12 protein-coding genes are annotated in these 15469 nt (G+C 49.0%); all 12 read right to left on the reverse strand.

Annotated elements, in window-relative coordinates:
* Window positions 1–822: a septum site-determining protein MinD gene (gene minD, locus NSB25_RS16845; protein WP_103240670.1), complete on the reverse strand. Its 822-nt coding sequence runs from the start codon at window positions 820–822 to the stop codon at window positions 1–3.
* Window positions 823–882: 60 nt separating this feature from the next.
* Entirely contained in the window at window positions 883–1557 is a 675-nt protein-coding gene (locus tag NSB25_RS16850) for a septum site-determining protein MinC (RefSeq protein WP_103240671.1), read from the reverse strand.
* 50 nt (window positions 1558–1607) lie between these two features.
* Window positions 1608–4502 carry a penicillin-binding transpeptidase domain-containing protein gene (locus tag NSB25_RS16855; protein WP_103240672.1) on the reverse strand — a complete coding sequence of 965 codons (2895 nt, stop codon included), beginning with the start codon at window positions 4500–4502 and terminating at the stop codon, window positions 1608–1610.
* Window positions 4495–5013 carry a rod shape-determining protein MreD gene (gene mreD, locus NSB25_RS16860; protein WP_103240673.1) on the reverse strand — a complete coding sequence of 173 codons (519 nt, stop codon included), beginning with the start codon at window positions 5011–5013 and terminating at the stop codon, window positions 4495–4497. Before mreD ends, NSB25_RS16855 begins: the two co-directional genes overlap by 8 nt.
* A gap of 50 nt (window positions 5014–5063) precedes the next feature.
* Window positions 5064–5933: a rod shape-determining protein MreC gene (gene mreC, locus NSB25_RS16865; RefSeq protein WP_103240674.1), complete on the reverse strand. Its 870-nt coding sequence runs from the start codon at window positions 5931–5933 to the stop codon at window positions 5064–5066.
* Window positions 5930–6940 carry a rod shape-determining protein gene (gene mreB / locus NSB25_RS16870; RefSeq protein ID WP_103240675.1) on the reverse strand — a complete coding sequence of 337 codons (1011 nt, stop codon included), beginning with the start codon at window positions 6938–6940 and terminating at the stop codon, window positions 5930–5932. Before mreB ends, mreC begins: the two co-directional genes overlap by 4 nt.
* 69 nt (window positions 6941–7009) lie before the next feature.
* Window positions 7010–7762: a RadC family protein gene (radC, locus tag NSB25_RS16875; protein WP_103240676.1), complete on the reverse strand. Its 753-nt coding sequence runs from the start codon at window positions 7760–7762 to the stop codon at window positions 7010–7012.
* A 43-nt stretch (window positions 7763–7805) separates the two neighbouring features.
* On the reverse strand, window positions 7806–8018 hold the full coding sequence (locus NSB25_RS16880; RefSeq protein WP_103240741.1) for a DUF4321 domain-containing protein: 213 nt from the start codon (window positions 8016–8018) through the stop codon (window positions 7806–7808).
* A 146-nt stretch (window positions 8019–8164) separates the two neighbouring features.
* Window positions 8165–9445, reverse strand: coding sequence for a methionine gamma-lyase family protein (locus NSB25_RS16885; RefSeq protein WP_416385573.1), 1281 nt, complete (start codon window positions 9443–9445; stop codon window positions 8165–8167).
* A gap of 92 nt (window positions 9446–9537) precedes the next feature.
* Window positions 9538–10527 carry a tRNA (adenosine(37)-N6)-dimethylallyltransferase MiaA gene (gene miaA / locus NSB25_RS16890; protein WP_103240743.1) on the reverse strand — a complete coding sequence of 330 codons (990 nt, stop codon included), beginning with the start codon at window positions 10525–10527 and terminating at the stop codon, window positions 9538–9540.
* A 56-nt stretch (window positions 10528–10583) separates the two neighbouring features.
* Window positions 10584–12671, reverse strand: coding sequence for a DNA mismatch repair endonuclease MutL (mutL, locus tag NSB25_RS16895; protein ID WP_103240677.1), 2088 nt, complete (start codon window positions 12669–12671; stop codon window positions 10584–10586).
* 2 nt (window positions 12672–12673) lie between these two features.
* Window positions 12674–15340: a DNA mismatch repair protein MutS gene (gene mutS / locus NSB25_RS16900; protein ID WP_242982492.1), complete on the reverse strand. Its 2667-nt coding sequence runs from the start codon at window positions 15338–15340 to the stop codon at window positions 12674–12676.
* Window positions 15341–15469 lie beyond the last annotated feature (129 nt).

Genomic DNA, 15469 nt, shown 5'->3' on the forward strand with positions numbered 1-15469 from the left:
TTATGCCTTATGAAAAATTCCGGTTACTCTGGTCCAGAAAGAAATCCCCTTATCAAAATTCAGATAGGGTACCTCTCTGCCCTCCACTCGATGTACCACATTTGCATAGGCCTGTCCCGCCGGCGAATTGCTTCCAACCAGCGGCTCACCCTGGTTGGTTGCCACAACCACGCTCTCATCATCCGGTATGATACCGATCAGAGGAATTGCCAGAATATCTACCACATCCTGGGCGGACATCATGTCTCCCCGTCTTACCATGTCCATGCGCAGCCGGTTAATGATCAGATCCATCTGCTTGAAGCCGTTTGCCTCCAGCAGACCGATTATCCGATCTGCATCGCGGATTGCGGATACCTCCGGCGTGGTGACTACCAGCGCTCTGTCAGCACCTGCAATTGCATTCTGAAATCCCTGTTCAATGCCTGCCGGACAATCCAGAATAATATAGTCGAACTGTTCTTTCAGATGTTCGATTACCTTGACCATCTGTCCCGGAGATACGGCACTTTTATCTCTGGTCTGGGCAGAAGGCATCAGATACAGTCCCGGATGCCGCTTGTCTCTGATCAGCGCCTGCTTCACCCGGCAGTTTCCCTCCACCACATCCACCAGATTATAGACGATACGATTCTCCAGTCCCATGACCACATCCAGATTGCGCAGACCTATATCTGTATCGATCAGACAGACTTTCTTCCCAAGCTTTGCCAGACCTGTTCCCACGTTTGCAGTTGTGGTGGTCTTGCCCACACCGCCTTTACCTGAAGTGACGACAATGACTTTGGAGCTTTTCTGCTCCGGGGAAAATTGTTTTTCCATTTTCCTTACCCTCCGATTAATTTGTCACCGTCCTCCAGATACCCTGTCATATTTCGGCTTTCAGCCGAAGGTATCCAGCAAATCTTTGGTAAATGCTTCGAATACGATTCTGTCGTTTTTTATATATGCAATTTTCGGCCGTATCTTTGGGTGAATTCCCCATTTTGCCTGTTTTGTATTTGGTTTATATTTGAAATCGCCGATTTTGATTCTTTCCGGCTCCATTTCAAGCGCAGCAACATAGGACTCCCCACAGCCGTTGCCTCCGGCGTAAGCTTCCCCGTAAAGACCGCCCAATATAATGATATTTTTGGCACTGATTACGGCGCTTCCGGGATAGACATCTCCCAGCACGATAATACTGTTGTCAGTCTCCAGAACTTCCCGGTTCTTCAAGTCACCCCTGAAAAACTGTCCGCCTTCCTCGCTGGCAAGCTTTTTCTCCGTGTGAGCCAAAGCCTTGATATAGTTCTTATTGGCTTCCTCATCGCGGCTTACAATGCAGATAATATGGAGGTCACTGTTCTCATGAATCGTTTCCAGGATTCTGATCTCATCCACGTTTGACACGGCACGGCCTTCAATGGACAATGCCATAATCGCCTCCCCGAAGAAATTCCTTGCCTGTCCGAATTTATATCCGATTTCCTCCAGAACCTTTTCGAAAGGGAGCTCTTCATTCAGATAAAGTGCGATTCCGTTTGGAAAGCTCTTAATGATAACCGCCTCTCTCATCTCAATCCTCCATGTCTATTACAACCTGCCGGAACAGTCTTCCCTGCAGCCTACATCTCGTCAGTGACTCCTTCGTCAGGCGTATCTGCAGTACCGGTAATCAGATCCTCTTCCTCTGCCAGACCATAGTAATACTTGATAATATCCCTGGTCGCCTGTGCGGCATAGTCGGAGGAGTATCCGAAGGGAATTCTGGTCGCAATCGCGATTTCCGGCTGCTCATAAGGAGCAAAGCAGGTGAACAGTCCATGACTGGGTCTTGACTGCCGCTCCTCCGCCGTACCTGTCTTACCTGCCACATTTACCGCCAGATCATTGAAATAAACCTTGTTCTGCACCACCTGCCGCATACCGGCCTGAATGGCTTCCCAGTACTCCTGAGGCATTTCAATTACATTGCGCACATCCGGCTCAAATTCCTGCGTTATGCTTCCGTCCGAGTCTGTGACCTTATCCAGTAAAGTCAGATTATAACAGGTTCCTCTGTTGGCCACAGTGGCCACATACCTGGCAAGGGCAACGGTGGTAAAGCTGTTGCTGCCCTGTCCTATGGAAGAACGCATGGGATCTTCCGTGGAGACATTGGGTGGTGCCTCCGCCAGTTCAATGCCGGATTTCTCCGTAAGTCCATATAATTCTGCATATTTCTGCAGCGTATCCAATCCTTCCGTCTCCACATATACACCGGACCCCATGGAAAGCTGATAGCCCACATTATAAAAATAGTAATTACAGGAATCTCTGATCGCCGTAGTCACATTTTCGTTCCCATGCCCCCATCTTCTCCAGCATCTGGGCGGGTGAGGGTCGGAGGGGATTTCGGAAAAGGTTCCCGTACAATTGGTCTGGCTGTCCAGTGTGATCACACCCTCCATCAGACCGGCGCTGGCCACCAGCATTTTAAAGGTGGATCCCGGCGCCGCCGTATACTGTGTGGCGTAATTATACTGCGGTCTCGACTTGTCCGCATTCAGTCTGGCATAGTAATCCGCATCGATGGAGTTTGCCATCATATTGTTGTCATAGCCTGGATAGGAAACAATGGCCAGCACATCTCCGGAATTCACATCCGTAATTACGGAGGACGCATTGCAGGGATCCAATGCCAGTTCCGCAGGCGTGATATCCAGATTGTTGATTCTGTTTTTCATAAACTCATAGGCCGTGATTTTGCCTTCGAAAATGGCATTCCAGTCATTCTCCGGTATATTGACGCGATCCTGCTCACAGAGAATCTGACACACCTGCCTGCCGCTGATTACATCATTCAAAAGCATATATTTGTAAAAGCGCTTTTGAAATTCCACATTGTTTTCTATCATGGCAATAATGTATTCCCGGATTTTGTCATAGATTTCCGTGGAATCGGAGTATTTGTCGTCAAGCTCCAGCCTGCTGACATCTATCCAGTTCTGTGAAATACAATGCCTTAAGTATTCACTGAGGCTGATCGTCTCTTCATCAGACCATGCAAGCTGAACGGCGTCTTCCGAATCCACCGCCTCTGTCATAATCACACCGTTTCTTCTCAAAAGTGTCACAATATTGCTCTGATATACCTGATATTCTTTCGAAAGCTCATTGTAAGGAGTCTGCCGCTCTGTCAGCTCCTGGTCAAGTCTCTCATATACGGATTGTCTGTATGACAGATGAGCAGCCGCCACTTCTTTTTCTGTCTCTTTGGCTTCCTCGCTCTCCATATGCTTCAGATCAATGATGGAATTGTCAAACATGGCAAAATAAACATCATAAATGGGTATCTTGATATCGGAACTGTCCGCATTTTCAGCTGCCCTGTATTCCTTTGTATTGATAATCTTACTGGAGACAAGACCTGCCAGCCTCTGCTCCAGAATGTTGTAAACAGCCTCTGTCAGATCTTTATCAATGGTGAGATATACATTCTGTCCGGCTTTTGCTTCCTTCCGTTCGACGATGGAGATCACTTTTCCCATATTGTCCACAATGACCTTCTCATATCCTTTTACGCCCTGGAGTGTGGTCTCCATATAGGATTCGATACCGCCTTTTCCCACCACATCATTGATATTATATACATCGGTTCCCACGCCGGCTTCTTCCATCTGTCTGTTCAGTTCGGTCAGTTCCTCGGAAGAAATTTTGCCTGTATATCCCAGAACATGGGCAAAATATTTGCTGTCCACATATCTGCGCATGGTATCTTCCACAACGGAAACACCGGGAAGCGACTGGGAATTCTCCATGATTACCGCCACTGTCTTCTCGCTGACATTAGTCGCCACTGTAGTACCGATATACTTTCTGTAGGATGTCAGATTCATCGCATATCGGATGGTGACCATTTTCAGCCAGTCTTCTTTGGTATAGCCGGCCCCCGCCAGAAAAGTGCTTTTTGTGTCTTCCGGGTCCTCATATTCTCCGATGGCAAATCTGGTCGTTCCGCTGAGATACTCCATCACTTCGTCAGCGGTGGCGGTACGTTCTTCATCCTTCAGATCGCCTACCACTTTATATCCGTATACATCTGCCAGGAAACGCAGCAGGGCTGTATCCTCCATAGTGAACGTAAATTCGTGGTCTTCATTCAGATAGATTCCGAAATCTGTGATACACTTATCTCCGTTCTTCTCAATCATCTGAATCAGTTGATAGATTGTGGCATTCAGATTGGAATTTCTGGAACGGCCGGCTTCAAATACATCCTCAATTTTCACGGAATATGCCAGTTCATTATAGGCAAGCAGATTGCCGTTCCTGTCATAAATGTTGCCTCTTGTACTGGATATATCTCTGGTCTTCTCTATCTCAAGGACAAATTCATCCAGATACTGCTGTCCGTGAACAATCTGCAGATCAAAACAGCGGTAGACCAGCATGCCTGCCAGTAACCCGAACAACAGCGTAAATACAGTCAGCCTGCTGGTCACAATTCCAATTAGTTTTTCCCTGAATTCATCAAACAAACTTCTGTGCTCTCCTTTTTTCGTAAGCCTCCAGCTTCTGGTTAACCTTCAGCACGGCCGGGTACAACAGCAGTGTCACCACAATGGTGTACAGAGTCTCCGGCAAAATAATATGTGTAAAATAATAAACAAACTGCAGTCTGCCCCGAAGCATAAATGTCAGTATATAGCATATAATGCCATAGGACAGGTCGCTGAGGATAATGAGTACCAGCGGAAGCTTGATATCCTCCGGGTAAAAAATTCTGCTGAACTTTCCGTTTACATAACCTATGTACATCGTCAGCAGAGCGTAAAATCCTAAAAATTCACCGAAGAAGATGTCAGTCAGCAGTCCGCAGAAAAAACCGATCAGCAGTCCTTCCGTCTCGCCCCGCATAAAACCAAAGGCAGAGGTAAGTATGATCATCAGATTCGGAATAATGCCGGCAAATGCCAGACTGCCAAATACACTGCACTGCAGAATAAAACATATGAGAATGAACAGGGTCACTGTGATTTTTCTAAGCATAAATTCCCTCTGTGTCTTCTTACCATACTTGCAATACCCATAATACAGGATTACTCTGTGACAGTCTGTTTTCTGTCCGTAATTACCAGCACTTCTCCCAGATGCTCAAAATCCACTGCCGGAACGATCTGCCCCGATTTCGTCAGATTATTGGCATCCCGATCTATGGTACTGATATATCCGATGAGAATATTGGGCAGATACTTGTCGCTGATATTGGACGTAACCACCTTGTCTCCTTCTTTTACTCTGTTCTGTCCATCCAGAAGCTGGCTGAAGGTGATACAGCCCGTGGCCATAAGCCGCAGGTCCCCCGACACCGTCAGGTTATCTTCCGTGGCAAGCGTCATACCGCTCACGTTATTGTTGTCGGAGATAATGGAAGTCACCTTTGCCCAGTTCGGCCCCACAGAGGTAATACGCCCCACCAGGCCCCCGCCGGCAATGACATTCATATCCACTGCAAGACCGTCTTCTTCTCCTTTGTCAATAATAAATACGGAATACCAGTTCCCGGAATCCCGGCCTATGATTCTGGCTCCCACTTTGTGGTATACCTCATATTGCTCATCCAGGGAGAAAAGCTCTCTCAGTTTATTCAGCTCATATTTGTCCTGCTGAAGAAGCGTATTCTCTTCTGTCAGCTCGGCAAGCTGCTCCTTCAGGCGGGCGTTCTCATCGAGCAGCGCCCGAATCTGCCCCAGTTCTTCGGAACGGTTGGACAGCCATTCTCCCGCCCTGCCGATTCCCTGCTGAAAAGGAATAATCACGTATCCCACCGCGGTATTCAGCGGCCTGTTAAATACATCCGTGCCGAAGGTAATCAGCATCATGACTGTACAAAGAATTGTTAAAATAAAAAGGAGGTATTTACTCGGCAGCGTAAACTTCTCTCCTTTTCTTTTTACGATTGGACTCATCTGCTCATCCCTTCAATCGCATAGGCTACGGATTTGTAATTGTCATCCTTGATGATTTTGGCAAGTCCCATCACCACACTTGTAACGGGATTCTCGGATATATTCACCTTCAGCCCCGTACCTGCAGCCAGTCGTTCCGCCAGATGGCTGATCTGGGAAGCGCCTCCCGTAAGGTAAATGCCGTGTCGGTAAATGTCGGCAGCAAGCTCCGGCGGCGTTCTCTCCAGAATCACTTTTACATTGTCGATTATGGAATTAAAATGTTCTTCCAGACATTCATCCACCAGCTTTGTGGGAATCTCTCTCTCTATGGGCAGCCCTGTCACGATGTCTCTCCCGTAGACAATGGCGCCTTTCCCCTCTTCCTCCAGCTCCCTCAAGGAGATTTTCACGTTCTCGGAAGTCCTGCCGCCGATAATCAGACTGAATTCCTTCCTGACCGCAGCACGGATGGCCTCGTCAAATTTCAGCCCGCCGGTCTTAATCAGGCGGCTGAGCACGATACCGCCCAGAGACAATATGGAAATCTCCGTGGTCTCAAAGCCCACGTTGACTACCAGCACTCCCTGAGAATTTTTTACGTCTATGTCAAGTCCAAGCCCGTCTGCCACGGCTTTCTCCACCACCATGATTTTTTTCGCCTTCACATTGGCGTCCTTGATCAGATCATAAAAGGCTCTCTTTTCCACCTCGGTTACATCCGTTGGAACCGCAATGTAAAAATCAGCCGGTTTATTGACGCCCTTCTGCAAATCCGTGACGAAATAACGTACCAGCGTCTCCATATTTTTGATGTCCGCAATCACACCGTTGGACAGCGGATAAGAAATATGAATATTGCCGGGAGCTTTCTCATACATTTCAAATGCAGAGTTTCCGTAAGCAAATAAAACTTTCTTATTCTCAATGGCAATCATGTTTTTTTCCACTATCACATGATCGTCACTTCTGCTGTAAATTTTAATATTATTTGTACCCAGATCAATACCAAATGCGTTGTTGGCCAAAACGACAACCCCTTTCTCATTGTATTTTTACGTAACAGTTCAGATACTCCTGTGGAAACTGTCACACTTTTACAGTAATCCCGCTTCCTTAAAGCTGACATATCTGTTGTCACCGATGACGATATGATCAAGCAGCGGTATACCCATGCTGTCACCCGCTTCCTTCACATTACAGGTAATCTCCCTGTCTGCGCTGCTGGGCGTTGGGTCCCCGCTGGGATGATTGTGCACCAGCAGAATATTCACTGCCCTGCATTCCAGCGCCGCCAGGAAAATCTCTCTGGGAGAGATAAGCGACATATTGACGCTGCCCTCCGACAGCTTCCTCTCACAGATCATCTGTCCTTTTGCGTCCAGGCAGACCAGCACCACACATTCGGTATCCCGATGCCGCAGCATTTCCATAAAATAGGCGGCCACCTGGCCGGAGCTCGAAAAGCTCAGTCCCTCTCTCGCCCTTGCCATGCTCATCCGCATGGAAAGTTCTGCCAGACATTTCAGCTTCACCGCCTTTACTTCCCCGATTCCGCTGATGCCCTGGAGCTGATTCACTGTCACATCGTATAACCCCAGCAGTCCCTCCTTCGGGTATCTTGCCAGCTGCAGTACTTCCTCTGCCAGCTGCAAAGCACTCTTGTTCTTCGTGCCGGTCCGGATAATGATCGCCAGCAGTTCCGCTTCCGTAAGATTTTCTGCCCCAAATCGCAGGAACCTTTCATAGGGGAGTTCCCGTATTGATTTCAGTCCGCTTTCCTTTTCCGACCTGTTAGCTGTTTTCGGTTCCTTTTCTCCCTTGGTCCTTTCCGTTTTTACGTTGTCCATGCGTCTCCTTTACCTTCTCCGACGCGTCAGGACTGCCCGAAACCTATCTGATAAACCGGTATATCACCAGCGCAATCACCACACCGATGACACTGGCTATAGTGATCTGAATTGTCAGGCCAAAGGTCAGTATGAAAAAGCCAAGATCAAGTACTACCGGCTGACTCAGCCCAAAGGCCTGTCCATAATTTAAAAAAGTTCCTTCAAAATAAGTGCCAATAAACCTGCCGATAACAAATCCCACCAGTACCAGCATCAGCAGTACCCAGTTAACCTTCTTCAATCTGCTCTCTTCCTTCTCTTATCCTGTGTTCTTTAAACATTCGCTTTTATATAGTACCACAAAATTCCAGACCTGTACACAAAAATCATAGATTTTATTTTGCGCTTTTTCTACAAAAATTAACGCTTCAGAAGACTTCTGTCCACCAGTCCCCGGTTTACCAGGGTCTGCAGAGACTTCAGAATGCCGAATCTGGCATGAGGCCAGGTAAGTCCTCCCTGAAAGTAAACCGCATAGGGAGGTTTAATCGGCGCGTCGGCTGAAAGCTCAATGGAAGAACCTGATACGAACGCCCCTGCCGCCATTATGACCTGAGAATCATAGCCCGGCATGTCCCAGGCTTCCGGCGTTACATGAGAGTCCACGGGAGCCGCAGCCTGAATCCCCTGACAGAAGGCGATCACCGACTCAGGGGAACCGAAAGTAACAGCCTGAATGATGTCATGTCGGCTCTCACTGCCATTCGGAACCACGTCATATCCCAGACGTTCATACAGCCTTGCCGCAAATATGGCGCCTTTCAGCGCAGATGCCGTCACCGTGGGCGCCAGAAACAATCCCTGGTAAAAGGACCTGAGGATATCCAGAGACGCCCCCACTTCTTTTCCCAGACCAGGTGAAGTCAGGCGGTAAGCCGCATTCTCCACGCACTGCCTTTTTCCGGCAATATAACCGCCCACCGGTGCCAGGCCGCCTCCGGGATTTTTGATGAGAGACCCCACGACCATATCCGCTCCCACCTCTCCCGGCTCCGCATTCTCCACAAATTCTCCGTAACAATTATCCACCATACAGATTATATCCGGTCGAATTCTTTTGATAAAGGAAATCAGTTCTCCAATCTGTCTCACAGAGAGTGTAGGCCTTGTCTGATAGCCTTTGGAACGCTGAATGGTCACCAGTCGGGTCCGTTCCGTTATGGCCTTTTCGATATCTTCATAATCAAAGCCTCCGTCGGGAAGCAGATCTACCTGCCTGTAGGTAATACCGTATTCTGCCAGAGAGCCCTTTGACGGCCGTATGCCGATGACCTCCTCCAGCGTGTCATAAGGCTTGCCCACAGGGGAGAGCAGTTCGTCACCGGGGCGCAGATTACTCATCAGAGCCAATGCCAGAGCATGCGTCCCGCAGGTGATCTGCGGCCGAACCAGCGCGTCTTCCGTGCGAAATACTTTCGCATAGACCGCTTCCAGCGTTTCTCTGCCCAGATCATTATACCCATAGCCGCTGGTTCCCAGCAGGCAGGCTTCGCTGACCTGACATTCCTGCATGGCTTTCAGTACCTTCAGCTGATTATAGTCCGCAGTCTCATCCACAGCCCGAAATCTCTCTTCCAGCTCCTCCAGAACGCTTTTCCCGTATGCATATACCTCTGTGTCAATTCCCATGCTTTCGTACATTTTTTCAATATCGTTCATCTTCACATCTACTTTCCGCAGCCCTCTCTGTCCTGCTTTCTCACTTCTTCGCTGCCTGTGCCCTGTCATTTCCGTCATAAACGGTGACTTTCCCCTTCGGGTCCGATGATTCCTTTCCGCCCCATCATTTCCAGCATATACAGCAATATCGCCTCGTTATTATATTCAAATTCATTTTTCTGAATCCAGATGACATCCTTCTCCCTCCGGAACCAGGTAAGCTGCCTTTTCGCAAAATGGCGGGTATCCCGCTTGATCAGATTCACAGCCTCTTCCAGCGTGATCTCCCCCTCCAGACAGGCCAGAATTTCCTTGTAACCCAGCCCCTGCATGGAAATCATTCCACGGTGACATCCCAAGTCCCTGAGTGCTGCCACTTCCTTCACAAGTCCTCTCTCAAGCATTCCGTCAACCCGCTGTTCAATCCGCTCATAAAGCTTCTCCCGTATATCGTTCAGCACAAAGTAGCAGGAGTTGAATGCGGAAGATTTCTCCTGTTCTCTCTCATTATGGCAGGATATGGGTTCTCCCGTCAAATAAAAATATTCTAAAGCCCGAATCACACGTTTGCAGTTGTTCGGATGTATCTTTTCCGCAGATACCGGGTCTGCTTCCTTCAGCCTGTCATAGAGGCAGCCCGCCCCCTTTTCCGCGGCAAGCTTCTCCAGCCATGTCCGTATCTTCGTATTCTCCGCATTTTCCGTAAAGTCAATATCCCGAAGCAGCGCCTGCACATAGAAACCGGTACCGCCCACTACTATGGGAATATGTCCTCTCTCATAGATTCCCGAAAGGCATTCTCCGCATTTTTCCTTAAATACAGCTACGCTGAAGTCCTCTCCGGGATCCAGAATGTCAATCATATGATGGGGAATTCCCTGCATTTCTTCCCGGGTAATTTTCGCGGAGCCGATGTCCATTCCCCGATAGACCTGCATGGAATCCGCGGAAATGATTTCTCCGTCCGCGGCTTTTGCCAGCGCTATGGACAGCTTTGTCTTTCCCACGGCAGTGGGACCGGAAATCACCACCAGCGGTTGATTTTTTCTCACAAAATTATTCATATCTGTTCCTGTTCCTGTTCCTGTTCCAGTCATGGCAGTCAAAAGACAAGGGGATGTCAGGATACAATTCTCTTGAATTTCCTTTCCATCTCCGTCTTTGTCATGGTCACAATTGTGGGTCTGCCGTGAGGACAATGATACGGATTGTCCAGGGGGAGCAGCTCGTCGATCAGCGTTTCTGCCTCCGCCAGGCTCAGCCTGCGATTGCCCTTTACTGCCGCCTTGCAGGACATGGAGGCAATTTTCTCTTCTATCACCCGTATATTCCCGAAACCGTTTCCTTCCAGAAGCCCGTCCAGCACCTCCAGGAACATTTCCCGCGCATTGCAGCCGTACAAGTCCACCGGAACGCTGCGCAGCGCATACTCACTGCCGCCGAACTCTTCCATTTCAAATCCAAGTGCAGAGAAAGTCTCCCTGTGTTCCTTCAGCACACTTTCTTCCTGCCCTGAGAGACTGACAATCACCGGCGGAAACAATCCCTGGGACAGAACGCTTTTCTCCCTGTACCGCTTCATCATTCTCTCATAATTGACCTTCTCATGGGCGGCGTGCTGGTCAATCATCAGCAGCTTATCCTCAAATTCCACCAGCCAGTAGGTCTCGAAAACCTGACCGACAATCCGGAATCTGCTTCGATTCTCCAGGGTGAGGATTTTCTCCTCAAATAAATTCATCTGAACCCCCTCTGTGACAGTATCGCTGCCGATTCCGGTATCATTGCTGCTTTCCGGTGTTTTTTCCGGCTCTTCCACATTCTGTCCGGTTACATTTCCCCTTTCGTCCGGGATCGGATTCCGCGCTTCAACCTTCGGCTCCATATCCTCCGGAATCTCCGTGGTCTCTATAAAGAAATCTTCTTCCATATTGCTTTCCACAGAATTTTCCGGGACATTTATCGCTTTTGGGCTTTCCGGAGACGGGACTGGGGTACTGACGGAATTCTCCGCCTTCACTCTGGCCCAGACAGGATTATGGGCAAAATCCTGTCTGACCGGATTCCGCGCGGTATATTTTTCTTCTTCCATTACACGATAGGCCTGACTTCGCCTCTGTTCAAAGGGCTCCGGCGCCGCAGCAGGCGAAGTCTCCCTTTCCGCCGCCAGTTCCGCCTTCCGTTCCCGTTCAGTGGACAGTGACGCTTCCGGTATCATTTCCCTGCCGCGGAGTGTATCCCGCACGGTCTGCGTCAGAAAGCCACTGAATTCCATGGCATTGCTGAATCTCACATCCATTTTCGTGGGATGTACGTTTACATCCACGCAGCCCGGTTCCATACGGATATGCAGCACGCAGAAGGGAAATTTATGCTGCATCAGATATTCCTTATACCCTTCCTCCACAGCTTTTGCCACCACATTGCTGCGGATAAATCTGCCGTTGATAAAGTATATCTCAAAATTGCGGTTAGAGCGAATCTGGACTGGTTTTCCCAGATATCCCTCCACCCGGATGCCTTCCCTTTCCGCGCTGACAGGAACAAGGGCATTTGCCGCGTCCCGCCCGTAAATCCGGTAAATCACTTCCCTTAAATCCCCGTTGCCCGAGGTATGGAATTTCATCTGATTTCCCAGAACCAGCTTAAAGGAAATATCCGGTCTGGACAGGGCCAGATGCTCCATCAGGTCCGCAATATAGCCGCCTTCTGTGGCTGGCTGCTTCAGAAATTTCCGCCGCACCGGCGTGTTGTAGAAAAGATTCCGCATCAGAAAAGTAGTGCCTTCCGGCGCCCCCACCTCATCAAACGCCATCTCTTTTGCGCCCTCCAGCAGAATACGGCTGCCGGTAATGCTGTCTTTTGTCCTGGTGATGACTTCCACCTTCGCCACTGCGGCTATGCTTGACAGAGCTTCCCCGCGGAATCCCAGACTTGCCACCTGCATCAGATCATCCGCATCCTGGATTTTGCTGGTGGCATGGCGCAGAAATGCCGTGCGGAGCTGCTCTCTCTCCATGCCGTATCCGTTGTCTGTGACACGGATAAATTCGATTCCGCCGTCTTTTGCCTCCACAGTGACGGCTGTGGCGCCGGCGTCGATGGCATTTTCCACCAGTTCCTTCACCACGCTGCCGGGACGCTCCACCACCTCTCCGGCGGCAATTTTGTCTATTGTCTCTGCATTCAGGACATGTATCTTGGCCATTTTTATCCTTTCCAGCGATTTTTCAGCTTATTCTGCAGCCTGTAGAGTACATTGAGCGCATCGATCGGCGCCAGGGTATTCACTTCAACATCCATCAGTTCCTGCAGCACATCTTCATCCTTCACCGTGTCAAACAGGGACATCTGTGACAATTCCATCTCGTCAACCGGCGGCTGCTTTTTCGCTTTTACATCCTTCACATCCACGGTGATATTCTGTATCTTCTCAATAATGTCATTGTCCGTAAGCTGTTCCACAATTTCCTTCGCCCGGTCAATTACCATGTCGGGCACCCCTGCCAGCTTCGCCACCTGGATACCATAGCTCTTATCCGCCCCGCCCTTGATAATTTTTCTCAGGAAAACGATATCGTCTCCCCGCTCCTTTACTGCAATGCAGTAATTGTTCACATTATGCATCTTGCCCTCCAGCTCTGTCAGCTCATGGTAATGGGTGGCAAAAAGTGTCTTCGCTCCCAGAAGCTTTCGGTTGCTGATATGCTCAATAACGGCCCACGCGATACTTAAACCGTCAAAGGTGGAAGTTCCTCTGCCGATTTCGTCCAGAATCAGAAGGCTGTCGGAGGTGGCATTCCGCAGAATATTAGCCACTTCGTTCATCTCCACCATAAAAGTGGACTGTCCGCTGGCCAGATCGTCGGAGGCGCCAACCCTGGTAAAAATCCGGTCCACAATACCGATATTGGCACTTTTTGCCGGTACAAAACACCCTGTCTGCGCCATCAGCACAATCAGGGCTGTCTGCCGCATATAGGTAGATTTCCCCGCCATATTGGGACCGGTAATGATGCTGATACAGTGCTTGCTGTTGTCCAGGAAAGTGTCATTTGCTATAAACATGTCCCCTGCAATCATCTGCTCCACCACAGGATGTCTGCCGTCCCTGATGTCAATGATACCCTTTTCGTTCAGCTTCGGACGCACATAATGATTTCTTTCCGATATCAGCGACAGGGAGGCATATACGTCAAGCTTCGCCAACGCTTTCGCTGTGGCCTGGATGCGTTCCACCTCCATGCCGATGGAATCCCGGATTTTACAGAATAAGTCATATTCCAGCGCAGTCAGCTTATCTTCCGCATTTAATATGGTATCTTCCAGCTCCTTCAGCCTGACTGTTGTATACCGCTCCGCGTTGGCCAGAGTCTGTTTCCTGATATAATCCTCCGGCACCTGATTTTTATAGGAATTGGTCACTTCAAAATAATAGCCGAACACCTTGTTATATTTGATTCGGAGGTTTTTAATCCCCGTCCGTTCTCTGTCCTGTTCTTCCAGCTCCGCAAGCCACTGCTTCCCGTCCCGCTTTGCGCTGCGCAGCATGTCAATGGTCTCGTCAAAACCGTCCTTTATCATCCCGCCTTCCCGGATGGAGACGGGCGGATCCTCCTCGATGGCATTCTGAATCAGCTGATAAATGTCCTGAAGGTCATCCAGATGATTCTCAATTCCGCTCAGTTCCTGCCCCGAAAAACTTTTCAAAACGGTTTTGATGGCAGGAAGCATTTCCAGAGAATTGCGGAAGGATATACAGTCTCTGGGATTGGCTGTCTTGTAGGTCACCTTGCTCAGCAGTCTCTCCAAATCATAGATCGGATTCAGGTACTCTCTGATTTCATCTCTGGATACGCTGTCTCCGCTCAGCTCTTCCACTGCGTCCAGGCGCTGCTCCATCTCCTCCTTATCCACCAGAGGCTGTTCCAGCATACTCCGAAGAAGTCTCCCGCCCATGGCCGTTTTGGTCTTATCCAGGACCCAGAGCAGAGAGCCTGTCTTGTGCTTCTCCCGAAGGGTCTCCGTCAGTTCCAGATTCCGTCTGGTAGAACTGTCAAGCAGCATATATTTGCTGGTCAGATAGGGATTGATATGGATAAAATGTGCCAGGTCTGTCTTCTGGGTGTCATACAGGTACTGCAGCAAAGCTCCGGCCGCTGTCATTCCGACGGGAAAATCTTCAATCCCTATCCCCTTCAGCGTGTTTACCCGGAAATGACGAAGCAGAATCTTCCTGCAGCTATCATCATCAAAGACATGAGGTGCCAGCGCATTGACAGAAATGTGATACTTTTCCTTCAATTCCTCCAGACGAAAACCGCAGACCAGAAAAGCTTCGTTGCAGATAATCTCCAGCGGTTCGTATTTCATCAGTTCATCGTTCAGCTTCTTCAGATCCTCCACTTCCGTCAGAAAATAATCACCTGTGGTGACATCTGCCACGGAAATGCCGATTTTCGTGACTGTATAGGCAATACACATCAGGAAATGATTCTTCGATTCCTCCTGGATATTCAGATTCGTCCCCGGCGTCACAATCCGGACTACTTCCCGCTTTACCAGCCCCTTCGCCAGCTTCGGATCTTCTACCTGTTCACAGATAGCTACCTTATATCCTTTATTGACCAGTCTGGTCAGATAGTTTTCCACCGCATGATAAGGAACGCCGCACATGGGCGCACGCTCCTCCAGACCACAGGCTTTTCCTGTCAGAGTCAGTTCCAGCTCCCTGGACACTATCTGTGCATCCTCAAAAAACATTTCATAAAAATCGCCCAGGCGATAAAAAAGAATACAGTCAGCATACTGTTTTTTGGTTTCCATATATTGCTGCATCATGGGTGTAAGGGATTCAACGGAAATCTGTTCCGGCATGGTTTCACTCCTGTTCTCAGACCTTTGTAAGTTCTTTGGCCTTCCTCTTCACAGTATAAATTTACGTACATAAAAAGCGAATATACAGTGTCCTGTACATTCGCCCTTATTCTAACACAAAATATGGTA

The organism is Acetatifactor muris (assembly GCF_024623325.1).
Classification (GTDB): domain Bacteria; phylum Bacillota; class Clostridia; order Lachnospirales; family Lachnospiraceae; genus Acetatifactor; species Acetatifactor muris.